The sequence below is a fragment of the Pseudochryseolinea flava genome (assembly GCF_003286915.1).
GTDB classification, from domain to species: Bacteria; Bacteroidota; Bacteroidia; order Cytophagales; family Cyclobacteriaceae; genus Ohtaekwangia; species Ohtaekwangia flava.
The window spans coordinates 72830-98612 of the sequence record NZ_QMFY01000017.1 but is presented as its reverse complement, the minus strand read 5'-3'; the positions used below and the strand labels follow the sequence as shown (position 1 = coordinate 98612).

Below are 25783 nucleotides of genomic sequence, written 5' to 3'. Positions count from 1 at the left end.
CATACCGTTGTAAATCACGTTTCAGGGATATTAAACAATGTGGTAAAATATCCACATGCTCATGCTTGGCCGCTTGAGTTAGTTTTGTTTATCTTCCGGATTAAAACCTTCTCGGTTTAATTTTTAACTGTCTATACTGGAGCCTTCTGTATGAAATTCAATCTATGCCTGCTCTCAGGCATCCTGGTATTGCTGTGCCATCTTTCATATGCACAGAAATCATCCATTAAGAAAGTCAATCGTGGACGCTTCGAAGAAGCTGAGGACTTAAGTAAACAAGCCTTGCTGGATTTGCGTGATGACGATGCCGTGCGCGCCGCCACGAAAGAAGCCTACATGCCACATGATTATGTGAAGCGGATCACGCCGTACCACGTTCTTGGTCTTGTGCAGAAGTTCAAAGGCAATTATACCGAAGCAGAACGTAATTTTCAGAAAGCTGATAGCATTTATTTCCTTTTTAAAGACGCCATGCGCGAGCGCTTGAACACGAAGAAGTGGATGCCAACCACTCGCTATTCAACAATAGGCGCCGCGATCATGAACAGCAAGCAGGCCAATCGTCACTTCGTACGTCGGGCGGAAATCGCGAGAATGTACCTCAAGTTCGGAGAGCTCGAAGCCTCCAGGAAAGTGCTCGACGAAATGATGATTGAGCTGCGAGCAACCTATGAAAAAAACACATCGCTTACAAAATCTGCGTACGCGGTGTATGGCGAGTATTTTCAAACAACATTAGACTTCGACAGTAGCCGGTACTACTTCGACAAGTACATTATTGAACTCTACAGTGATCCGAGCAATGTCGACACTTCTATCAAACGCATTGGCGACGCACACAACGGACTGGCTGAAGCGTACATCAACCTCCAGGAATACGATTCAGCATTAATGGCTGCTAAGAAAGGATACAAATTAGAAAAGCACCGTTTTGTAAGAGCCACCGATGGAAAAAACTACCTCGGCAAAATAGCATCGGCCAATCTTGTTGCTGAATCATACAGACTTAAAAATGATTATGACAAGGCCTTAACTTGGAACGACAAAGCATTTAATCTATTCAACAAGCACATTAAAGTCGTCAGTCCCGAAAAATTGCCGGTCCTTGCCGTACGGGGACAAATATTCTGGGCACTGTCCGACACCGTAAATGCTCACAAAACATTTCAAGAGCTTATGGATGTATTTTCCCAATACACCCAACACAATTTTTCCTACCTCTCAGAGCCCGAGCGAGCGTATTTCTATCGGACAAACAAACACTTTGTTGAGTTGGCAAAGGGCTACTACCATCATTTGTATTTTCAGCAGGGCGTCAAACAAAATTATGTGGTCGAGGCACTGTACGAAATACAGCTAAACAACAAAGGTGTTCTACTGAACTCTTCCTCTAAGCTGCTCAATGAAATTTACGCAAAAGGCGATACCAATTTGATTCAAGCGTATCAACAAATTCGCGCGTTACGCGAGAAGAAAATGCAACATCTTCAAAAAGGTGAACACAGTGAACTTTTGTCACTCGATCAAGAGATTACTGCAAAAGAAAAACAGATCAGAAGTAAGCTATCAATCGAATCCGACAAATATGTAAGCGCGACGGAAATTATGACGGCCATTCCCGAAAAAACTCACCTCGTCGACATCGCCAAAGTGAAAGTATTCGCTTTACAGACAGATAACAATCAAACATCATTGACAGAAACAAAAGAAAGTAAATATGTATTCTTTGTTTTCGAGCCAGGCAAACCCATTGAACTTGTGCAAAGCAATCTTACAGACCAGCAACTTGAAGGAAGATATTATCAAGCGTATTTGAACTTCGCGCGTAACAACTTGCAGAACGATCAAGTGTACCACGCCTACTTCGATCCGTTTGAAAACAAACTTCATCACAAAAAGATTATCTTTTCTGGTGACGGAATTTACAATCTGATCAATCCTGAAATTCTATTTAACGGCAAGGAATACCTCATCGGACAATATCAATTCTTCTCTGTGGTGAGTGCAAAGGATCTCGTGAAGCACACATCTCCTCGAGAAAATGCAATCACGGATGTCACTTTGGTTGGATTTCCTGATTACGATACACATTTGTCGCTTTATGGCGAGAAGCCGCTTGACCTTCCCGGAACACAAACTGAAATACAAGGCATTGAGAAACAGTTGCCAAATTCTGTAGACCGTCACATCTACCTTCAAGGCGCGGCATCCGAATCTATTGTTAAGCAAATTGCATCATCGTCGGTATTGCATTTTGCCACCCATGGTTTCTTCCATACCGAAAAGCTCAAAGATCCAATGCACACCACCGGACTCGTATTGGCGGTTGGCCAAGCACAAACTACTGTGAACGACGATGGCTTTCTTACAGCATACGAGGCATCAAACCTTGATCTCAAACAAACTTATCTCGTGGTGTTATCTGCGTGCGAAACAGGACAAGGAGCGTTTGAAGAAGGCGAAGGTGTATGGGGATTGCAACGTGCATTCCAAGTGGCAGGTGTTCGCTACCTCGTGATGAGTTTATTCAAAGTTGATGATGAAGTAACGTCGCTGCTGATGCAACAATTTTATGCTAACATGATCGCTGGGAAACCCGTTATCGAAGCGTTTCATGAAGCCCAACTTATTGTCAAATCAAAATACGAAAGTCCAGTACAATGGGGAGCTTTTGTTATAAAAGGAATTTAATCATGATGCGATCATCAATATTAGCATTGCTCCTGCTCGTAGGCATGGTGCAATCAACAAAAGGACAAATGAGCATCGGCGGAACGCTTGACTTTTTCTGGCGCGATATCTCTAAAGAACAACCTTTTAATCATTACGTTAACATCGGCGTGATCTTCAAGAAGAATCTCACACCAACGCTTAATTTAGTAAGTGGTGCGACCCTTCGGTTCTTCGATTCAAATGTTCGTGATCTTTCCGTCAACACTGATCTTGTGACGTACTGGCGCGATGCATACGATGGTGAGTTTTTTTATATTACCGACCGCGAAACGTTTCGGTTCTCTTATGTTAATATACCCATTGGGCTTGAGTATAAAATCACGACGTGGCTACGCGCCAGCTACTCATTAGAAAACAATTTCTTGATCAGAGCAAGTGGCGAAGTCGAACAATACATGCAATTCGGGAAGAAGGCACTTAACACGTACATGATTTCTCACAATGCTCGATTGCTTCTACACGCTCGCAACGGATTGGGCATTGCCGTTGGATGCGTTTTTAACCCGGGTATCATTCGCAAAGATCTTCCGTATTCCTATGAGTTCATGACCGATTATCAACAACGGTTACGCAGTAGTTACTGTCTCACCGCATCCTTCTGGGGTGACGTGCGATTTAAAAAGAGGAAACACGCACTATGAAAAAACATATCTTGCTAATCATTTTAGTAGCCGCGATATTTTGTACACGTTGTGCGTCCGTCGACGATCCTGTTCCAATGGAACACTTCATGGTGAACGAAAACGCTAACGATGGACAACTGGAGTTTGTCTTGACTTGGACTGTTAATGGTGAACGTGACCACGGCATGACAGCTGATCTTGCGATTTACCTGGCACCTTCAACGGGTATTGAATTTTCAAAAAAGAACGATGACCTAAGTACCGCCTACATATCGACGTTCGACCATTATGGCGGCGTGAGAGTGGTTCCGTCCCAGCGCGAACTTCCCGACTTCTATCGGTATTATATCGGCGTCGCATTCAATGGCATTGTTTCACCCGATATAGTCTATCCAGCAACGATCGATTATCAGTTGGTCATGAAACAACGAAATCAAGACGAGCCGTTAAAGATTATTACCGGCACTTACAACATCAACAGCAGCAGTGATGCGGCCAAAACCTTTGTGAACTACGACTTCCGGATGGATGTTAACGAAAGCCCCTTTGATGCAGAACATCGCTCCTATTCGATTCGGGAACTTGAGAAACCGCTTCGAGAAAATCGCGTGTCAGACGTTATCAACACGACAACATTCGGATCGCAAACACTCTACATCGACTTTTTCTGGAAGACAAACAATGACGAACACGGTTATCACAATGTTGACCTAGATTTGTATCTCCACAACATCGCAAAAGATGACATCGAAACATCTGAAGACCTCGAAGAAGGTTCTACAAATGAATCGTCATACGAAAGAATCGTCACTACGCCAGCGAATTTTACACCGGGTGTCGCGCGGAAAGTAGGATTCTACTTCTTTGATAATATCCAAAAGACAACGCCGATTACGGTACAATACATGTACAAGGTTTATTCCTTCTCAAATAAAAAATTTCAACGCTTTGTAAAGCATGGCTCTTTTAGTGTACCTGCAGACATCGCGCCTAACAATCATAAATTCTATTTTGATGCGGACATCACTTGGAATGAAGGCGCTAAAGAATTTAAAGTAACTCCGCTTGCGACGACGTACGTTTGGGTGCCGTGAGGAAACTGAGTTGAAAGCGGAAAGCTTAAAGCTGAAAGTTGAAAGTTAAAAGTAGAACTTGACGCGAGAGGGAGCTGGTACTTGGTTGTGATGCTTTAAGGTAACCGTTTTTTACTACCGCGAGGGACAAAAGCGAATCTTTGCGGCTTCGTACGTCATTTACCGTTTAATAAGTCGCCTAATTTTTCCGGTGCTTTTTGTGGCGCGTGTTTACTTATTTTTATTTACCTGCAACGCACGTTCAGGCAATAACCAATTAGCAGTCATTAAACCCGTTAAACCATGAGAACACAAAAAAATCAATCCCTCCTATCTCTGTTATTCGTGATTACAACAATCGTAGCTTGTGCCGATCACGAAGCCGCACAAAAACCGAAAGGTGACCCTATTCTAGAAGGTGGACAAGCCAGTGCGCGCGTTCAAGCATGCAGTGGATACTTCTACAATTCTTATTATGGAACACAATACTACTTGTACCCGGTTAGTACGGTTAACATTACACCTGGTTCAACAACCATTTCTGCATACTGCACGGCATACGATGTTCCCAATCGTTTCACATTACGCAATGGTGCTGGGAACAACGTAGCGTCATCTGGTTGGATTGGCTATGCAAATTATCCTGGTCCGTGGGGAAGTTCATTAAGCAATGGGTCAAACATTACAATCAGTGCGCCTGTCAATGGATCATCTACTTTCACGCTTGAAGTGGAGACTGTTCCCGGCGGTGGACTCAACGATGCTTGGGCGGCGAGTGTTGGATGTAACTAGGGCTTGAGAGCTAAAAGCAGAAAGCAGAAAGATAAAAGCAGAAAGCTAAAAGTTTAAATTTTATATGGTAGCTTGTGCTTAGTTGTGGTCCTTTCAAGATAAGCCTTTTGTTACCGCGAAAGCGCGATGACACAGAGAAACGATTCATCTGCGAATCTTTGTGCCATTGCGCCACTGCGGTAAAGAAAAGATTAATTATTAATTGCTACCGACGTTCCGTTCGGCGATTAATTCATTTTTCAAATTCACAAACGCAATAATGATATCATCAATATCGTCGTCATCGAATTCGACAAACTGTTGTTCATCTTGGTCGGCTTCAATCTCCATGATGATTGATTGTCTTTCGTGATCGGCATACAATTCAAAGCCATTTCCTTCTTTGTCGTAGAATTTTAGTGCTTTCATGTAGTTTGTTTTTTTTGTTTATGTGAAACTACATATAGCGATAAAAAAGAAATCCACGGCTAAGAACAATCAATCCACATTAAATTCGGGGAAAAATAAATCCCGATTATTTTCGGTATTAAGCGAAACTTGTTGATGTCCCGATTACTCTGACAGCTTCCAAATCTTTTTTCACAGACAACATTTTTTGTTCCGCAAATTGATATGCATCAGGTCCTAGGAAAAGATGAAGAACGTTGTCGGTGCTTTCTGCAACATTGATCATCGCATCTGCAGCTTTGTCAGGATCGCCCTGTTGATTTCCATTGTAATCGTTCTGATGCAAGGATTGAATCTCCCGGACTGTCTTATAGTCTTTGATTTCATTCTTCGGAACACTAAGCGATCCAGATTCAAGAAACTTCGTTCTAAAATATCCAGGAGAAACAATTGTCACTTTTACGTTGAAGGGTTTTACTTCTTCCGCTAAAGATTCCGACAATCCATGCACGGCAAATTTTGTAGCACAATAAATTCCGAATCCGGGGAACGCACCAGTAAATCCGGCGATTGATGCGATGTTGAATATATGTCCAGATTGTTGTCTTCTTAGGTGCGGCATAGCTACACGAATAACATTCAACAATCCAAAGACATTGACATCAAAATTACCGCGCGTCTTGCGATCACTGAGTTCTTCAATCGCACCTGCCAATCCGTAACCAGCATTGTTGACAACGACGTCTAGTGTACGGAATTTTTCAATTGTCTTCTCAATTGCCAGGCGAACACTTTCTTCGCTTAGCAAGTCCATCTGCAGGGGCAAGAAATTTTCAGTTGATGCTCCTACTTCCTGTTGAAGCTCTTTGATGTTCCGCGATGTTGCCGCTACTGCATATCCTTCCTGCAATAATCTTTTTACGAGTGATAATCCTAGACCTTTCGAGGCCCCGGTTACAAACCATACTTTTTTCTTCATCTGCTTAACTGTTTTGTTTGATAAGACAAAACTAGTGCACCGCGAACCCGATCAGTTGTTGAAAGAAAACAGATACTTGCGGAATTCAAACATCCACTGCTGGAGGAATTATGCGCGATATGCTGAAGGCGTAACCGCTGTGTGTTTTTTAAAAAAGTGATTAAAGTGTGCAGGATCTTCGAAGCCAAGACTGTAGCTGATCTCTGAAATATTCCACGTTGTTCGCTTCAATAAAATCTTAGCTTCACTGGTGAGCCGGTCCGCAATAAGGTCCGTCGTTGTTTTCCCAGTTGTTAACCGAATAGCACGGTTGAGGTGATTGACATGTACAGCAAGTTTCTCCGCATAGTCGCGTGCCGATCGAAGTGTAAAGCGTTGTGCTGGTGATTCAATGGGAAATTGCCGCTCCAGCAGCTCTGCAAACACCGCCGTGATGCGTGCATTGGCATCTGTATCTTGGTACAATGTTTCCGAGGGCTGCATTTTCATGGCGCCATGAATAATTTCCATCACGTAGTTTCGCAGCAGATCGTATTTAAAGACATAATCTGAAGCAATCTCCTCCAACATTTTCTCAAAAATAGTAGAGATCTGTTTGTCTTGTTTTTTGTCGAGAATGTAAGCGGGCTTACTTCCTTGAGCGAACATTGGAAGATCCTGCATACGGCCTCTTATATGAGAAGTAAAAAATGCTTCGCGAAAAATGAGAAAGAACCCAGTCGGGTTGGCCGTAAGTTGTTCGAAAGTGTAAGGGATATTTGGGTTAAAGAATATGAGAGAAGTGCCGTTTACTTCGACGCTTCTGTCCGCATAATGGTATGCATGTTTTCCACGCATTAAAGCTACCTTGTAGAAATCGCGACGTGCGTATTCGACGGGTTCTTTGTTTGGGCCTACACAATCTTCTAATCGAAACACGTTAAAATGTCCGATATCGTTCCGAAGATTTTCAGGTAGCCAATCAAGTTTGCGGCGATAAAAATCCTCCAACGTTTCTGTTTTGCTACTTTTTGTCATACGCATAAAACGAAAAACGAAGATAGTGCCTCAGTACAGCACGCGGTTGCGTTTATGAAAGGAAAACTTGCGAAATTCAAACAATTTGGCTAGCGCTCCGGTAAGGGTACAAACCCTGTTTCGCCGTCAATTTTAGGGAATTCTTGATTCCGCCAACGTTCTTTCGCTGCCTCTAGTAGCACTTTATCCGTGGCTACAAAATTCCAATAGATAAATCGCTCTTCTTCAAAAGGCTCGCCTCCGAATATGTAAACTGTTGTATTGGGAGCCATGGTGAACTCACAAAGGTTTGGCTCTTTAGAAACAAGAATACGCTTCGGCTCATACCGAATGCCGTTGTTGAAAATACTACCTTCTAAAATGTATAGACCTGCCTCACCGAATAGGTGTTGCCCGATACGTACTGAGCGCTCTTCCGTATTTTTTATTTCGATAAAAAACAAATCACTGTAAACAGGAACAGGCGACGTTTTACCAAATGCTTTTCCGGCAAGCAATTTATATTGCACACCATCCTCTGTCCAGGTCGGAATGTCTTCTTCAGAGGCATGATAGAAATTGGGCTCCATCTGCTCCAATGATTTCGGCAACGCTACCCATATCTGTAGTCCGTGCAACATCTTCTCTGATTTCCGAAGATACTCAGGTGTACGCTCTGAGTGAACAATCCCTTTCCCTGCCGTCATCCAATTGATTTGTCCAGGTTTAATCTCTATAGAAGTCCCGAGGCTATCACGGTGCATGATACTTCCTTCGAATAAGTATGTCAAAGTCGACAACCCGATGTGAGGGTGCGGACCGACATCCATGTTTTCGAAATCACTTAAACACTTCGGCCCCATGTGATCAATAAAAACAAACGGACCAACCATTCGCTTGGAACGAAAAGGTAAGAGTCTACCGACTAAAAAATTTCCAATGTCCGCAGGGCGTTCTTCGATGATGAGGTCTATGTTTGACATGCTATGATAAATGAGCGTGATTGGATGGTGTAACGAGAGAAAAAAGTAACGCGCGCATCAGCATTTAAGTTCTAGAGATCTTGATGTTTTCAATCGCAGCGTCGAGGATTTGTTTACCTCGTAATTCGTCAACGCCCAAGTGCCATTCATTTTGCGGCATCACGGCAAGGACTGGGCCGTGTTTACAGCGGTCAGTACATCCTGTTTTAATGACTTGAACGACGCGCTTGAGATGACGAGACTTCACATCAGCTTTTAAAGACTTGTAAAGCTGCTTACCGCCATGCTTTTTACATTTACTTCCGCAGCAAGCATACAACACACATTCCGGCACAAATACACGATCTTTTGACATAGCGTTGATTGAGTTGTAAAAATACAAATACTTTGAAGCGCAGGCAAAAAATCGAGCTGTCGTGCCAGGAGAAAACTAAGCACGAAAAAACCTTGCAAACCACAGTCTGCAAGGTTCCTAAAGCCAACAAACATTATGATTTAGTCCATCACATATTTAACCATCATGGCATCGGTGGCACCTGCACTGGCTACATTTTTCTCACCGTAGTGGATAGTACTTTGAAAATCACCAGACATGAATACATTGCCCAGTGCATCGGTTGCAACTGACTCGCCACGATCATTTCCAGTACCGCCGGCTGTGCCATACCATTGTACAGTGCCACCTAAGCTATACTTCATTGCAAAAGCATCCAGGCTTCCACGAGACGTTACGTCTGTGCTTCCAAATGTTACCTTATTACTGAACCACCCTGTCACGTATATACCATTATTGTTGATCATCAGGTCATTTGCCATCGCGTATCCCTTCAACTGTTTAGTCCAGTAGTAGCCGCCGTTGCCCACTCTAAACAAGAACATATCATTGTATGCGCCAGCATCGAGTGTATATTTTCCAAATGTTGCTTGTCCTGTAAAATATCCCACTAAAAAAATTTGACCATATTGATCAAAAGCGATGTCGGTTGCACCATCACCACCCGTACCGCCAAAATTTTGCGCGCTATTCACAGCACCGTTTTCAATTTGGTAGCCTACTAACAACACATCTCCCTCTCCTTTCGACGTAAGCTCCGTTGCGCCGAAGCTACTCTTTCCGTATAACGTACCCGTTACATAAACGAGTGCGCTCGATGGCGACACGGCTATACCGCTGGCATTCGCTCCCGCAGAGCTCTTCTGTACCCAGGCAGCACTTCCGTCAGGGTTGTATTTCACTACAAACATTTGCCCGTCCATATCCGGATCGCCGATCACCGATAAGTTTCCGAATTTCGCTTCATAATAAAATGATCCGGCCATGTACATATTGCCATCGCTATCGAAAGTTACTGCCCTTGGCCATGTGAGACCGGAACTTCCCGAGTTCGCCGTGCCTATACCATCTCTAATCGCCGATACGAGCACGCCCGCCAACGTGACCCTCACAATGAAAGTATTGTATTGTCCGAATGCCGTAAGATTTGTACCCGCTACATTTACGGTCCCGTTAAAATCACCAACAACACAAACATTGCCTGCTTTATCGAATGTGAGTGCGCGACCATAACTGTATTGCGTTCCGGCGATTGGCACAACCCATATGAGATCTCCGTTCGTATTGTATTTTGCAACGTAAGCATCAACGCCACCTAAAGAGGTGAGATCAGATTTTCCGAACGACGCTGTACCATTAAAGGCTCCGGTAACATAGAGATTTCCTTTGTCATCCGTAATTGATGCTGAGATATAATCATCGCCTGTGCCACCGATCTTTTTTAGAAACGGTGTTTTATTACTTGGCACTTCAGGTTCTGGTTCTGGATTAGGATCAGGCTCAGGATCGCTATCGGAAGAACATGCATTCAGAAAAAGCATCGCGGCAATCAGTAAAGGAAAGCCAAGAAATAGTTTAATACTTTTATTCATATATGATTTGTTTCTATGTGTCTACAGAATTTTTAGGAAACGTTATGGATGAACTTTCCACACGAATGCATCGTGTAACCCAGCGGTCTTCACGGCAGTGGTTGAATTGAACGTTGCTTCGTCGAGGAAAAATCCAGTTGAATACAAGTTGCCAGCAGCGTCGACAACAGCACTTCCAGGAACGTCGAAATCCGTTCCGCCGCCGCGCATAGCCCAATCGACAGTACCATTTTCTTTACTGAAGCGCGCGAGGTAGATATCGGAGAATCCTGCTGAATTGAATTGATGCGTGGCTGCAAATCCGGCTACCACTGAAAATCTTCCGATAGCGTACAGTTTATCTGACGGTCCTGCTGCTAATGTTAATTCTGCACCATCACCGGGAAAAACTTTCGCCCACTGAACATTACCGGCTGAAGAAAATTTCGCAAGAAAGGCATATTTACCTTCCACCGGTACAAGCGCGTATGACCCGAAGTCTGCTTTCGCATATAATGTTCCTATCGTATAAACATTTCCTTCGCTATCAAGTGCAACCGAGCTTCCCTCTGTAGCCGTCCCCGCAGGACGCTTCGCCCACTTGTAGCTACCGTCTTTACCATACTGTGCGACAAACATCATCGTGCCGCTGCCCGTAAAATCGTTTCCTCCAAATTTTACATTATCGCGTGCAATACCAGTTACATAAATGAATGATCCATTGATGGCGACACCTATTCCCTTATCGTCACCCGCGCCACCTCCAACATGCGCAGCCCAAGACACTAATCCTTCTTTATTTATCTTCGCTAAGAAAATGTCGGCATTACCATTTGATGTCAATACCGTTTCACCAAACGTGGCTGTACCTGAGAATGAACCTACCATATACGTGTTTCCATCAGTATCCGTTCTTATCTCGAGTCCGTTGTCTGTACCGGCGCCACCAAAAGTTTTAACCCATTGCACAACACCGTCCTTGTTGTATTTCGCAAAAAATATTTCCGTGGCTTCTGTTCCGGTCTTTTTAATATCGCCAAATGAAGCGTCGATGGTAAAATTCCCTACAACATATACATTGCCATCAGCATCTACTGAAATACCATGGGCAGACATTTGACCGTCTTCTGTTGTTGCACTTTTGGCCCACTGCGGTGCGCCCGTGCTGTTATATTTTACGATAAACAAGTTGTACCCACCATCTTCATCGGAACTTAAATCTGTTGGACCAACTTTAAGCGCGTTCACAAACGTACCCGCGACAAACGTATTTCCGGAGGCATCTACAGCAATCGCATTGCCTTGATCTTGCTTCGTCGATCCGATCGTTGCAATGAAAGGGTTTGTGTCTATCGAAGGGCCAGGATCTTCGTCAGAAGATGAGGAGCATGAGAAAATTGACAAGCTGCAGACTACTGCGCAAAAAATGGTTTTCGTTTTCATTGAGGTTTTAATTGAATTGGTTTTGTTTTGTTCAAGGTGGCTGGCTCAATTCCGCTTGAGGAAGTAAATTTACTTTGCTGCGGAAAGGTTGTTGGTATCCTTAAGCGCTGCTTGAGTATTCCGTGTTGTCTGTTGAGTATCCCGTACCTTTAGGTTAGAATTCCGGTAGCGATTTTCGGCTAACTTTACAGTATCTTGCGTTTGTAAATAATTCAATGCAACGCCCCATACAACGCCTCTTGATCGTGCTTCTATCTTTAGGAGGTACCTGTTCGGTTTTTGCGCAGACACTGTACTACAATAACTACACAACCTCGGCGGGCCTCCCGAGTAATACTGTATATTATGCAACGCAGGACCACGATGGGTTCCTATGGTTTGGCACAGACGCTGGTGTATGCAAATATGACGGGCACTCGTTTACTACATACACACCGCAGCACCATTTATCTGACAACGAGATATTCCGCATCATCGAAGATTCACAACAACGTCTTTGGTTTCTCCCCTTCAATGGTCGAATAAGCTATTACAAGAATGGGAGCTTCTTCAACTCTTCCAACGATTCAACGTTAGCCGCCCTTGATCTCAACGACATCTACAGTGGTTTCCAAGAAGATCATCTCGGGAACATTTGGGTGAGCGCGATGACGAAGGGAATATTTTTATTGCATGCTGATGGTTCTTCAACGGCGTTTCCACGTAAATTGGCGAACAACAACGCTGCGTTAGATCATACGGTATTCTATTTGTGGTCGCACCAAAAGAAAATATATGCGCTCACATCTACGGGAATTCTGATTTTCGATCCCGCTGATCCTAAGAGATATCTATTCAGAGAAATACCAGGAATGTCGTTGACATCAGATGCCAGTCGTAAAATCTACATCGACACGGCACAGACGACATTGCATTTTCCGCTTTTCAATAACACTGCAGAAGGAAGCTCACTCGCCGACATTAATTATGGCGAATTTACGTTTACAAGAAAGCCCTCCGAGTTGACCATCCTCGGGATGCTTCCCATCACAGGTGATAGCTCGTGGGTCTATCATACAGCAGGCGTTACGCATTGGAATTCCAAGACACCGACTATAAAGGAAGCGACATCTTACTTACCCGGTGCCATTGTTTCTCACGCTTTAAAAGATACCGACAACGGCTTTTGGTTCACAACCCTTAATCGCGGCGTTTATTATGTACCCTCGCCGCACATCAAAAGAATTCCATTCGAAAACTCCCTTGAGAATCCAGTACGGAGAATTCACCTGACGCCGAAACGCGATATTCTTGCCGTTCGTGAAAATGGTGCCTTTGCAAGCATCGATGCGAAAGATTATTCTATTCGGCATTTCCCCTCTCCGATCCCTACCGACAACGTTCGTGTCGATGAAATCATTTCCGATGGCGATACAACATGGATAACTGGCAAAGCTGTTGGTATCATTAAGCTTGTCGGCAATCAAGTGGAAACGTCCTTTCCTCGTGCAACAATAAATTCAATCGCTGTTTTACCGGATCGCTTTATTCTTGAAACAGGCTACGCTGGTCTAAAAGTATTTAACCGGTCTGACCTTAACAAACGAAAAGATGTCGCCTTCTTCTACGCTCCGGAAGGTCGCATTTTCTTCGAGCGTACGAATGCATTATGTCTTACGGCTGAACAGCAGATTCTATGCGGTACAAGAAAAGGTCTTGTAAAAATTGAAAATGGAGAGACATCAAATTTCTCGAGCATACATCCTTATCTGAAACATCGAATCAAACAAATTGAACAGGCGCGTGATGGCAATATTTGGATATTGGTTGACGCTACCGCTATTGTGGTGCTTGATCGAGACTTTAATCTCGTGAGTGTGCTCGACGACAGTAACGGCATTGGACAGCATGCCGCAATTCGTTTTTACATCGACGAGAATGATGTCACGTGGATCGTATCGCGCCATAAGGTATATCGGGCAAGTGTCGCTGAAAACAAAATTCAACTTGGTGCAATTTTCACATCCGAAACTGTCGACTTCAACGATATCACATCAGACAACACAAACCTATGGCTTGCCACTGCCGAAGGTATCATCATCCTTCCCAAAACATTTCAGCAGCAAAATGAAATTAGCGCACATGTCACCAGCATGTTTGTTAATGGTGAAAAACAGGCGATGACCACCCGTGAACTAATACTTCCCTACGACCAAAACAATATTCGTTTAGTGCTCGCAGCGCGATCGTTCACTACGAATGATATCTACTACCGCTATAAGATTAGGGATACAGATTCAACCTGGACAATGACAAAATCGAATGAACTTGAGTTTTCGTCGCTGCAACCTGGGGACTACCACTTCAGTGTGCAAGCGCGTAACGCCGACGGCCAGTGGAGTAAGTATACGAAGTCACTATCGATACAAATCAAGAAACCAATATGGTATGAGTGGTGGTTTATCATGGGCGCCATGATTATCGTTATTTTCACCACGTCGTTAATCATCCGAAATGCATACCATGCTAACTACAAGAAAGTTTTACTCCACGATCGATTGATTGAATCTGAGCTGAAAGCACTGGTAGCACAAATGAACCCTCATTTCATTTTCAACACACTCAATACGATTCAGAAGTTCTTCATCACGTCTGATACCAAAACAGCAAATCGATTATTAAGTCGTTTCAGTAAACTCATGCGCATGATTCTTGACAACACATCGCGCTCGTTTGTAACGATAGAGGCGGAAATCGCATTTCTAAATCATTATTTGGAAATCGAAAGCATGCGTTTTAATCAGCAATTCGATTTCGAGATTCTTACCGCGCCGAATCTCGATACAGCCAACACATTTATTCCGTCGATGACCATTCAACCCTTTGTAGAGAATGCGCTTATCCATGGTATCATGCCCTTGAAAAAAAAAGGAAGAATTGTTATACGCTTCTCGATGCTTGAGAACGGAACGTATGTTGAAGTTGAAGATAATGGCGTTGGTCGGACGATAAACCACAATCGCACACATGTACCACGCGGTATCAATTTGATTCGAGAACGACTATCGATATTGAGCAACAAAAGCGATAAAGTATACCGCATGGAAATTGTGGACCAGAAACCACCAGAGCAAGGAACAAGGGTACTGCTATACCTATAAATTTTCCGGGCATCGCTGACCACGATAGACTGAACGATAACTGAAGACAGAGATGATGAGAGCCATAATCATAGATGATGAAGAGAATGCGCGAATCGCGCTCTCCGTTTTGATTGAACAGCATACAGCGGGAGTTAAGATAGAAGGTATGTATCCATCGTTAAAGGAAGGATGCAGGATGATCGAAGAGACCAAACCTGATGTGGTATTTCTCGACATACAGATGCCTGATGAGAGTGGCCTAGAGCTTTGGAAATATTTTGCCAAACCCTTCTTCAACGTAGTGTTCACGACGGCATATCATCAATATGCGATACAAGCGATTAAACTTGCTGCATTTGACTATCTGCTAAAACCAATAGACATCGACGAGCTGATCGCTGTGATCGCGCGACTACAAGATCAAAAAAACGTTAAGAGCATTGAGGCGCGATTGGAGGCGCTTGAAAATAATTTACGACATCAACAAACATCTCCACGCATCGTACTTCCGGCTTCCGACAGTTTGATGGTTATTAAAATAGAGGATGTGGTACGCGCAGAAAGCGACGACAACTACACGTATTTCTTTTTGGTGGATGGCAGTAAGCATCTGGTGAGTAAAACGTTGAAAGAGTTTGAGAGTCTGCTTCCCAAGGAACGTTTTCTGCGTATTCATCAATCTCATTTGGTAAACCTAGATTTCATCCGAAAGCTTGTGAAAGGAAAGTCAGGATTCGCGCAAATGTCCGACGGATCAAAGTTACCCGTTGCACGCGAGCGAAGAGATTCTGTAATGGAAGCACTGAGCAAGCTTTAGTAGCCTAACAAGATTTGCAACTCATCTACACTCCGATATTGGGCAATTTCATCCCCAGCATTTACCTTGATCCGTCTTTCAAATTGAAAGCTTTCATCAACCGGCCATTCCCAAGACAGTGCAGAATGCTCCCAATTTGGAAATAGCGTCTAGCCATACCGTTAGGAAAAACGTTTCATAAATTTTCTTTTCATACATATTTCAATGTAAGTATTGGCTTTCGTCGCGTTAAAATTGAATTCTTTACGACAGTAAAGTGTGACCGCGAAAGTTGGGATAAGCGTTTGCCTACTGTGCGGCGGAGAAAAAAGTAATTGATTATGAAGAGAAAGATTTATCATTTATGTGCAGCTTTCTTGTTAGGCACCGGAACCGTGATGGCCCAGCAAGATTCTGTGGATGTCTACACGCTGAGTTTAGAGGAATTGATGAACATTGAAATTGTTTCGGCGTCTAAAAAAGCTGAAAGTCTTTTTGATGCACCACTCTCAGCGTCCGTACTAACAAGAGAGGAAATTCAGCGATCTGGTGCGAACAGCATCATGGAAGCTTTGCGTTTGGTACCAGGCGTTATAGTACGTGAACAGACAAATGGAAACTACGACATACACGTTCGTGGTCTCGACAACGTACCGCCGAACTCTCTTATTCTGTCATCGACGAACACGACTACGCTGGTGATGATTAACAACAGACCAGTGTATAACTATTTGCAAGGCGGAACGTTTTGGGAGTCGCTTCCAATCGATCTGAATGATGTTGAGAAAATAGAAGTAGTTCGCGGTCCATCCTCGACGTTGTATGGACCCAATGCGGTATCAGGTGTGATTAACATCATCACGACAAAGACAAGTAAAGATGGATTTTCGATTCGCGCAAATTCACAGTTGGGATCGCAATCAACAAGTATTCAAAACATCTCGGCAGCTTATCAATTCAATCCTAAATTGAGTGTGGGCGTATCTGGCAATTATCAGTTACGTGGTCGTGACGTTGAATACATGGTTCACAAGCCGTCACGCTACACGGCAAGTTCGGTGAGCGAGTTGCCATTCGATAACAACGAGGCGCGTTATCCGAATCCAGATCAATCGATGAACAAGTATGGTATCAATGCTTTTGCACAATACGCGCCGAAAGAAAAGGTACAGTTCAATTTGATGACGGGATTGCAAGATGCTGAAGTGCAGAATATCATGTTCGATAATTCTGGTGTGAATGCGGCTGCCGCTATCGCCACGTCAAGCACGAAGTCAAAGTACATAGACTTACAAGCTTCCGTTTCAGGATTTACAGGACAACTTTCTTATACCGATGCAGCGCAAGCTCCTGTCGTAGGAATGCAAGGTTCGAAATATGACTATAATGTAATCGATGCTACCGCGGAATATGAATTTATTATCAAGTCTTTATCGATCAAGCCTGGCATCACTTACCGCAAAGCGACGTACGACGACAGCGAGTATTGGGATATTGAAAACGGTGAAGGAAGTTTAAATGGATCACGCACGATGGAAACGATCGGTGGTGGCGTACGCTTAGACTATAAAGCTTTTCGTGACAAACTTCGTTTAACAGGTGGTGCGCGTGTGGACCGATTCTCACACCCTGATGGCGCGTTTCTTTCTTATCAGTTCGCCAGCAGTTACAAGTTCAATGATAAAAATTTAATACGGTTTGTCTACTCGAAAGCATATCGCTCGCCATTCATTTTCGACACTTACCTGAACTATACAACGAACGTTCCACTGCCTCCAGATGGATCAATGATCATGCAGGCGATCTCAACGGGTAACAAAGATCTTGACATGTTGAATTCAACGATGGCAGAACTTGGCTACCGTACAAAACTGAGAAGTAACCTGTCGCTTGATATTGAAGCTTACTATACAACTACCGAGAATTACACTGCTCTCGTGCAGGGTGCAACGGTTCCTGCCGCCGACATGAGCAACTTTCCAGTAGTAGCGTATACGTACTTGAGCACAGAAAATATTCCGTTGACGGTACATCAGATTGGAACAAGCATCAGCATGACTTGGGTTGTTGATAAGCTTCAATTGAAACCGTTTGTAACATTCCAGAAAACAACGCTAAAAGATTATTCACAGTTCTTTAATACAACAGAAGCTGTTCCTTCAGAGAACAACAACTTTGATCCGGCAGCAAACAACGTGAATTCCGGTGTAGGCACTGAGACTAATCACAAGTTCACGCCGAAAGCTTATGGTGGCTTGTATGCAAACTATGCTTTGAGCTCAAAGTTCAATTTGAATATGAGCACTTATTGGTTCTCTCAGCAGACGTTCTACCACATGGATAACACATCAAAACAAGATGGTGTACATGGTGTAGGAAATGTTGAAGGTAAAGCAATCGTGAATGCGAAGTTTGAATACACGCCTGTGAAAGCAGTAACGATTTTTGTTAACGGAAAAAATCTTTTGAACCGTAACTCATCAGAATACTACGACAGCGATCCTACGCCGCGTATGATTTTGGGTGGTGTTAGCTTACAGTTCTAAGTTCTTTTTTCCCCAATTCGTCTGAACCTCGAGGTGAAAATCTCGGGGTTCTTTTTTTGAGATAGAATGTCTATTCGAAAAGAGAAGGCGATGAACTCGCGGTGTAAGAAAACGGTTGGATCGCTTCTGGAACGTTGTTGTCTTTAGAAGTAATCACGCGTGAAACGGTATGGGCAGCCATAAATTCATCGGGAATGGCACGACATAAGTCTACGACATCATCTTTCGTAATGGTTGGATTGAGCCACGCCCGTTCAGCTTCTTGGGTTTGTAAAATCACGGGCATACGTTGTCCCTGATTATGAATCTTCGCTGCAAATTCATTGGCAGCTGTTGTGCACACGGTGTATGTAAAAAAATCTTTACCACTAGTCTTATCTGTCCAGCGTGAATAGAGTCCGCCGATTGAAAAGAAAGGGCGGTCCTTCAGAAAAATATAGTATGGTATTTTTGTTTTACCCTTCGCATCGACCCAAAAATATTCGAAATATCCCGAGACAGGAATCAAGCAACGCTTCCCTGCTTTTGCAAGTTCACCGTAAGCGTATTTATCGTACATATCCTCACTCCTACACATCACAGTACTTTGCCTTATCGACAAGGCATCTTGGAGCGACGAGGTTCGATGTGGAATGAGTCCCCAATGAAACAGTTGAATTTTTCCCGGATCACGTGATGTAATGACCGGGGTTGCCATGTGATCGTAAGCATTGGTGTGATAGCAAGGAAGCCATTCACCTTCATTTTCATTCATGCCGTCAACTTCCCCTGAATACTCCGCGGTGTAATAGTATTCAAGGTCAGACATTTTATCCCAGGCCATGGCCATCCTGTTGCACATAGTTCGCGTTCGATATTACTCGAGCGCTAAACTAATCGTAGTTGGGCAGAATTCAATTCGTCCTCAATGCAAACATCAATTTCTTGGTAAAATTGCGCGGCATTCACATGCGTGTTTTCGTTGGAAAGAAAACATTGTACCACGGCATTGTACTTTTCTAAATCAAGATTTGACGCTTTTAGAGACGCCAACTGATTTTTGATACCATCGATTTGCTTGCTATTGGGTTTGGTGTGAAAACGAAAATCTAAATACGAGGTCAAATTTGATTCCAAGCGATTGATGATCAACTTTCGCTCGTCGGTCAGAATTTCGCGCAATTTGAATAGACTAAGCGTGGCATCAGAATCCTCGATTCTCTTAACGCCGCTCGGGGTTTTAATGGTTTTCATATCCAATAAAATTAGTCTTCAAATATAGGTAACTAATTTTATTAGTTAGTCAATCGACATGCTAATTATTAATGAATGACTTTCTGGGGCAAAAACGTGAAAAGAACGGAAATTATATTCCCTCGTCAGTCTTATTGCTTTAATGCCTCTCGTTCATCTTCGACTGCGAATCTTTTATTGGCGGCGCCTTCAAATTGTTTCTTGGTGGAGATAAAATCAACACTGTTCGGTAAACGGAATTTTATTTCCTGATGAGATAGTTTATCGAACGTTGCCTGATCGTAAACTTTAAAGTAGATGCCTTTTTCCCAACTGCCGTATTCTGGAATAATGTAATCGCCAATTGCGAATTCAACCCGCAGTGACGGATAACGGAGCATTCTTTCTAACGTCAATTTCACAAGCCAAGCTTCCTTATACTTAACAGCTTCTCCACGCGCATCTTTCGCGGTGTATTCGAATCGAAGTCTGACACGATGAATTGTATATCCGACCACTTTCATTGAATCTTGCTCGGCGCTAGCGGTTACAGGCATTACAGCACTAGATTCTACGCGCTGCTTTTTTTCTTGACAGAACATGAGTAAAGAGGTTGCTGCCATGATGAGCAACGTCGTAATATATTTCATGCGTTTCATATAAATGAAGATAACGATTCGAACTTAATTTAATTGGAGAACTGTACTTCATCAAGCGCTATGTTCCCACGTGATTGTCGATTGAACTTGATCTTGATCGCCCTCACATCGGCGGTTTTTACTTGTGGCGAAATGCGGAGATCCTCAAACGGGATACGAATAGTTTGTTGAACTGATTTCATTTTATAGTATGTGATCAACGGATAACTTAACGTACCATAAGAAGACACGGCAACTTCAGGACCTGCACCTTCTTCGAACTCCAGTTGAACGCTAAAATCTTTATCAACGCCAGGTGTATTTAAATCAGTAGGATCTTCATGCGTTTGTCCAACATGCATGGCGAGGTATTTGAAATCTACGCCGCCGCCATTTTTTAGCGCCATGGTGATCATGGATCTTTCTTCGTTCCATCCGGCGATCAGGCCTCTTGTTTCTCCCCAGAGAAAATGAGGACGATCATCATCGCTAAAAGAATACACGAGATAGTTCGGGAACGAACCTGTTCGCCAATTTTCAACACCCATGAGCGACCCTGTTGTTGGATCGTAATCTTCTTGATAATGGTTCACAAATATCTTTTCCGGATCCTGATACTGCGTAATTCGCGTTACGCCTGGGGGCACCGATGCGAAGGATGCTTCACCGGATAGAAAGTGGCGGTACGGTTTCCATCCCTTCAATCCTGCCAAGAAGAATGCGCTCATGTACGTCTTACCAATCTGTTGTTGATCGGCAGCGGAAATTAGCGGTGATGGTCCAACGGTATTTTCGCAACACGTTCCCCACCCTGTGTTCCATTGTCCGTGATTGGCTCCGTGAACGAAGACAAATCCTTTGAAATGATTCGTGGTATTGGTTACAGGATAAGCTCTGTTGTAGAGTCGTTGTCCGCCAAAATCATAAACGTCGCCATCATGCGATCCATGCATCACATAGTAGTCGGCATTGGTTAACGTAATGGCACCGTGGTCGAACTGTCCATCGACAGGCGCAATGGCGTAGAGTGATTTTATTCCAAAATCAAAGTTATGCGACGTTGGTCCGACAGGCGGATCTGTATTAATGTGCAGCGTTTTATTCAAGAGTGCAGCAACGACAATAGCCTCACCCCCACGACTATGCCCAGACAAGCCAACACTGTTCATATCGACTTTAGAATAGAATGGATGACCGGGGGTACGATTCCATTCGCGCCACAATTGTAGATGACGAAGCAATACAATGCCGCGCGCATCCATCTCTCCTGCGACATTATTTTGATCACACAGATTTAGAAAATCTTCTTCGACAGATACCCCGATCATACATTGACTTGCGAGTTGTTCGAGCAGGTAATCATAACCTCGATAACTCGGGTCATTCGCATGATGATTTCCGTGAACAATGATCACTAACGGAAAGGGACCGGGTCCTTCTGGATAACGAACAACGGCATGAAGCGGAACAGCATTCATTGGAACGTTAACACAAAATCCTGGCGAACTAAAATAGCTGCTCACATCCGTTGTCCTACGATCCGGATCACCACCATGACCATACTCCCATGATTTCACGCGACCACACGGACCTGCTACACCTGGATCTTGTAATCCAGACCCTACGACAACTTGATACCCTGAACTTATACATGCGCCAAAACTTTGAATGACGATTAACGTCTCATGGTCTATGAGTGGTCGCGTATACATAATCGTGCTACCGCCACCATCAGCAATCTCTTCCGTACCCGAATAAATTCGCACACGCGATCCAGCCACTACGTTAGAAAGTTGCGCGACAACATCACCCGCACGTGGACCAATCAATACAGGCGGCGGAAGTGCACTACACGGTTGAACCGTTACATGTGTCGTATTGCTTTTCACACCACAAAGTTCCTGTGTGATATCAAGAACATCACCTGCGGAAACTGTTACGCCAAGAACACGAACGTGAGATGCAGGTGCGCCAAATACAGCGATCGTTGTTCCGCTGCGTTCAATGGTAACTTTGGCACCATTCACGAGGCTATGACAAGCAACGAACGTAGCCGCTTCGTAAATAGGATCGGCGGTTGGATCAGGAAGTGAAGCCGGCTCGGGCATTACCTTTTGAATATCGGAGGTCGCCACGTCTGTGCATATCTGAGATTCTGCACTCACCAGATGATCTGTCTTAAATGAAGGATGAATTCCGATCGATTGCCCTTCAGCGACGCCATTGACGGAACCCACTAGATTTTTAGGATCGGTGATGGATGCTTGTTCAAAAACACGCAGATCTCCGCCGGGGGGAAGGTTGTTAACATACGTTGCAATGCCGCAATTGTAGAGATACAAAAAAGGAAAATTGGGTTTGGGAATACCTGCGGGATATACTTCATTGACGTCCTGCACAGGCTCTTGAACCGATGGAAGACTCTCCACACCGTCGAACTCTTGTGTTGCCGTAATATTTTTGCCTGTTGCTAATGGCGAAGAAACCTGAAACGTTTCACCCTCCGGATCATTGCCGACCTTCTCGGCGATTTTTGTACCATCTGAATAAATACGAACAAGCGCTCCAGGAACAAATCCTTTCACTGTAACTGAATTCGCGCAGTTTAATAGTGGTGGAACGATGATAATAGTCGAGAGCGCTTTCGGATCTTGTGGCACATCCGGACGCGGCACAATCCTTCCTCCCTCCTGCGGACGCGCGTGAGGATTATCCTGATGATCATGGGGATCATCACAGCCGCTCATCAGGGCGATAGCAGACAGTAGACCTACAACAACTACGCATTGCACCAATGGCCAAACTCCTGAAACGAACGTGGCAGTGCTGCTCTTTCTTTTCTTCATGACTGATTTCTGATTTAGCATCACAACGATTTTACAAATAACCTAGTAGGTCATCTTCAGACGAATAATAAACCGTTGTCGGAGGAGTTGTCTTTAAAATGACTGATTTCATCTTAAGACGTGCACAAATAAAAATATGCATGCAGGATAAAGCACGGTTGTTTTCCCTATAGGAATTGGGGGGAATTTTCCGGCGTCTGATGTATACTACGGTGTAGGAATTTCAGATCATTAACGACTAATTTCAGAAGCGTAGAGACAAGATTTCATTGTCCTATTCTTCGCGCATGCATTTCGCGGGATTCGTCATTGCAGCTTTGAGCGATTGCCCGGAAATTGTTAGCAACGTAACGGCGAGAACGATGATGCCAGGAAGCACAATCATCCACCAGCTGATATCGATTTTGTAGGCAAATCCGTTGAGCCACTGACGTGTGAAATAATACGCCAGCGGAAATGCAAACGCACAGCTAATTAATATCAGTTTTACATATCGTGATGAAACGAGCATGAGGATGTTCCAAACTGTGGCGCCGAGTACTTTTCGAACACCAATTTCTTTTGTGCGCTTCACCATGGCAAGTGATGCCATTCCAAAAAGTCCCAAGCACGCAACAACGATTGAGATGAAACTAAAAATATTAAGCAGTCTTCCGAAGAGTTCGTCGCGTTTGTACTGAGCTTCATAGAAACTATTCATGAAATAATAAATGAATTGATCATGCGGATAGTGCTTCTTCCAAATACTTTCAAGGGATGCGAGGTAGTCACCTTGTTGTGTCTTAACGTTAAAAGAATAATAGCCGTATTCATGCGGATGACGGTGATAAAAAATGATTGGTTCTACCGCCTTACGCAGCGACTCATGATGGTAATCTTTCCAAACGCCAACAACGGTAAACTGTTTTTGTTCCGCGGTAATGATCGTCGTATTGACAGCATCAGCTGGATTTTCATAGCCAAGTGCTTTCGCTGCCGATTCATTCATCACGCAAACGCTGGCGCCTGATTCATTATCTTTAAAATTTCTTCCAGCGATAAGATTCATTCCGAAAGTTTCTTGATATCCTTCATCGGCCCACATGACCCAAAACGATTGTTTCTTCTCGTTGGTGGTACCGACAGCGTGTACACCTTCGTCGTGGAAGCGAATTTCTTGTCCCGGAATATTCATTGTTGCAGCACCTGACTTAAACGCTGCCAGTTGAAGAACTTCATCACGAAACGCATTGAAACGTGTGTAGCGTAGTGAATCGGAATTGGTAGATGCAGGTGCGCGCAACGTGATTGTTTGCGCGGTGTCAAAACCTGAGTCATAGGTGCGCATGAAAGCGATTTGCCTTCCTGCGATAATCGTGACACCTACTATGCCCACCGCTAGAAAAAGTTGAAATACCATTAGGCCTTGATGAAGTATGTTTGCACGGCCTTTACCGTTGCCGAGTTTATTCTTCAAGATGAGGGCTGGCTTATATTTTGAAATGAAGTACGCCGGATAGTAAGCGATCAGCGTGGTAGCGACGACAAAGGCGACGAAGTACAATATGTTTGTAAACGTTGTTGTCGGAATAAAGTTAACATCCGAAAATAGTAAGCTCGCGAACGGTCCTGTAAAAACTCCGTATAGGATATATCCTAAAACAAACGTGACCGTTGCAAGTAATGCTGCTTCAAGAAAAAACTGGCCTCCTATTGCAATTCTTGTAGCCCCAAACACACGACGAACACCAATTTCATTCGCGCGATCCAACGACCTCGCTAGTGAAAGATTAATGTAGTTAATCCAAGCCGCAATTAAAATGAAAACAGCTAATGAGAGTAGCGTAAATAAAAGCGTTTGACTCACGCCAGGCTCGATCGCTCCAGACAATTCCTTCCCAGTGTGCAAATCCTGGAAAGGTCTCAGTTCATAGCGCCCAGTGTGGCCGCGTTTTTCCAAGTGTGTGATATGCTCCGAAGCAATACGCGACAAATTATCATTGATCGCTTGGAGGTTCGATGCATTTTCATTGAGTTTTACAAACGTGAAGGTCCACGGTGTAGAGAACTCGCCGTCTTTTAGAATCCAACCATTAAATGGCATCGTTGACCACGACAGCAAGAAGTCAAATTTCAACGATGTGTTTTCTGGTACATCTTCAAAAACACCAGTAACGGTGAACACCAGATTTTCATTGAAGTACAAAATTTTTCCCATCGGATCGTCATCGCCGAAATACGTTTTCGCCTGCGATTGAGAGATCATCACTGAATGCGGTGCAACAAGTCCAGTTTCCGCCGAACCACTAATCATGTCTAACTTAAAGACTTTGAAAAAAGAACTGTCGGCGAATAGCATATCCTGGTCAACGATCCTGACCTTCTCATTAAAGACATATGCTTTTTCATTGTATACTCTAGCGACAGCTTCTACCTCAGGAACATAGGCATGGAGCAACAACGCTGCACGATCATGTGAGCGCGCACTTTGCAGCACAGGCTCCCCTTGTTGGTATTCGTAATAGTCAACGCGATAGATTTGATCGCCGTCTTCATAGAAATCGTCATAACTGAATTGATATTGAACGTAACCGGTGAGTGCTAAAAAGGTGGCTATACTGATCGAAAGCCCGACAATATTGATGGCTGTAAAAAGCTTGTTGCGTAAAAGGTTTCGGATAGCAGTATTCCAATAATGTTTCAGCATGGTTGTCGGGTTTGGTCTGAAAA

The 25783-nt window shown here is 43.8% G+C and carries 19 protein-coding genes; 7 read left to right on the top strand and 12 right to left on the bottom strand.

From position 1 onward, the window contains the following. The first annotated feature begins 150 nt into the window (after window positions 1-150). From DQQ10_RS23665 to DQQ10_RS23650, 4 genes are all read left to right on the top strand, one after another. The gene (locus tag DQQ10_RS23665) at window positions 151-2691 is read left to right on the top strand and encodes a CHAT domain-containing protein (RefSeq protein WP_112749416.1); all 2541 of its coding nucleotides are present in this window, start codon (window positions 151-153) and stop codon (window positions 2689-2691) included. Window positions 2692-2693: 2 nt separating this feature from the next. Beyond that, window positions 2694-3374 carry a hypothetical protein gene (locus DQQ10_RS23660; RefSeq protein ID WP_112749415.1) on the top strand — a complete coding sequence of 227 codons (681 nt, stop codon included), beginning with the start codon at window positions 2694-2696 and terminating at the stop codon, window positions 3372-3374. Then, entirely contained in the window at window positions 3371-4450 is a 1080-nt protein-coding gene (locus tag DQQ10_RS23655) for a hypothetical protein (RefSeq protein ID WP_112749414.1), read from the top strand. Before DQQ10_RS23660 ends, DQQ10_RS23655 begins: the two co-directional genes overlap by 4 nt. Window positions 4451-4732: 282 nt before the next feature. Beyond that, window positions 4733-5221: a hypothetical protein gene (locus DQQ10_RS23650; protein WP_112749413.1), complete on the top strand. Its 489-nt coding sequence runs from the start codon at window positions 4733-4735 to the stop codon at window positions 5219-5221. 198 nt (window positions 5222-5419) lie between these two features. On the opposite strand, the gene DQQ10_RS23645 is transcribed toward DQQ10_RS23650, so the two are convergent. The 7 genes from DQQ10_RS23645 to DQQ10_RS23615 form a co-directional block, all read right to left on the bottom strand. Next, entirely contained in the window at window positions 5420-5629 is a 210-nt protein-coding gene (locus DQQ10_RS23645) for a hypothetical protein (protein WP_112749412.1), read from the bottom strand. Between the two features lie 118 nt (window positions 5630-5747). Next, window positions 5748-6587, bottom strand: coding sequence for an SDR family oxidoreductase (locus tag DQQ10_RS23640; RefSeq protein WP_112749411.1), 840 nt, complete (start codon window positions 6585-6587; stop codon window positions 5748-5750). Between the two features lie 108 nt (window positions 6588-6695). After that, the gene (locus tag DQQ10_RS23635) at window positions 6696-7610 is read right to left on the bottom strand and encodes a helix-turn-helix domain-containing protein (protein WP_245970526.1); all 915 of its coding nucleotides are present in this window, start codon (window positions 7608-7610) and stop codon (window positions 6696-6698) included. An 83-nt stretch (window positions 7611-7693) separates the two neighbouring features. Further along, complete coding sequence (locus DQQ10_RS23630) at window positions 7694-8566, bottom strand: pirin family protein (RefSeq protein ID WP_112749410.1); 873 nt, start codon at window positions 8564-8566, stop codon at window positions 7694-7696. Window positions 8567-8630: 64 nt separating this feature from the next. Beyond that, entirely contained in the window at window positions 8631-8921 is a 291-nt protein-coding gene (locus DQQ10_RS23625; RefSeq protein WP_185147043.1) for a (2Fe-2S) ferredoxin domain-containing protein, read from the bottom strand. Between the two features lie 140 nt (window positions 8922-9061). Continuing rightward, window positions 9062-10492, bottom strand: a complete 1431-nt coding sequence (locus tag DQQ10_RS23620) for an NHL repeat-containing protein (protein ID WP_112749409.1) — start codon at window positions 10490-10492, stop codon at window positions 9062-9064. Between the two features lie 42 nt (window positions 10493-10534). Continuing rightward, window positions 10535-11914 carry an NHL repeat-containing protein gene (locus tag DQQ10_RS23615; protein WP_112749408.1) on the bottom strand — a complete coding sequence of 460 codons (1380 nt, stop codon included), beginning with the start codon at window positions 11912-11914 and terminating at the stop codon, window positions 10535-10537. Between the two features lie 215 nt (window positions 11915-12129). Here DQQ10_RS23615 and DQQ10_RS23610 point away from each other — a divergent pair, with 215 nt between their 5' ends. From DQQ10_RS23610 to DQQ10_RS23600, 3 genes are all read left to right on the top strand, one after another. After that, window positions 12130-15054: a sensor histidine kinase gene (locus DQQ10_RS23610; protein ID WP_112749407.1), complete on the top strand. Its 2925-nt coding sequence runs from the start codon at window positions 12130-12132 to the stop codon at window positions 15052-15054. Between the two features lie 52 nt (window positions 15055-15106). Then, window positions 15107-15853 (top strand): LytR/AlgR family response regulator transcription factor, encoded by a 747-nt coding sequence (locus DQQ10_RS23605; protein ID WP_112749406.1) that lies wholly within the window; start codon window positions 15107-15109, stop codon window positions 15851-15853. Window positions 15854-16173: 320 nt separating this feature from the next. Continuing rightward, a complete protein-coding gene (locus DQQ10_RS23600) occupies window positions 16174-18378 on the top strand; it encodes a TonB-dependent receptor plug domain-containing protein (protein WP_112749405.1) in 2205 nt (734 codons plus the stop codon). 70 nt (window positions 18379-18448) lie between these two features. Here the strand turns inward: DQQ10_RS23600 and DQQ10_RS23595 are convergent, their stop codons facing one another. From DQQ10_RS23595 to DQQ10_RS23575, 5 genes are all read right to left on the bottom strand, one after another. Continuing rightward, window positions 18449-19207, bottom strand: a complete 759-nt coding sequence (locus DQQ10_RS23595; protein WP_262511779.1) for an SOS response-associated peptidase — start codon at window positions 19205-19207, stop codon at window positions 18449-18451. A gap of 38 nt (window positions 19208-19245) precedes the next feature. After that, a complete protein-coding gene (locus tag DQQ10_RS23590) occupies window positions 19246-19611 on the bottom strand; it encodes a hypothetical protein (RefSeq protein ID WP_112749403.1) in 366 nt (121 codons plus the stop codon). Between the two features lie 131 nt (window positions 19612-19742). Beyond that, window positions 19743-20249: a hypothetical protein gene (locus DQQ10_RS23585; protein ID WP_112749402.1), complete on the bottom strand. Its 507-nt coding sequence runs from the start codon at window positions 20247-20249 to the stop codon at window positions 19743-19745. Between the two features lie 29 nt (window positions 20250-20278). Next, the gene (locus tag DQQ10_RS23580; RefSeq protein WP_165824086.1) at window positions 20279-23074 is read right to left on the bottom strand and encodes an alpha/beta hydrolase; all 2796 of its coding nucleotides are present in this window, start codon (window positions 23072-23074) and stop codon (window positions 20279-20281) included. 274 nt (window positions 23075-23348) lie between these two features. Then, window positions 23349-25760, bottom strand: coding sequence for an ABC transporter permease (locus DQQ10_RS23575; protein WP_112749400.1), 2412 nt, complete (start codon window positions 25758-25760; stop codon window positions 23349-23351). Window positions 25761-25783: the final 23 nt, after the last annotated feature.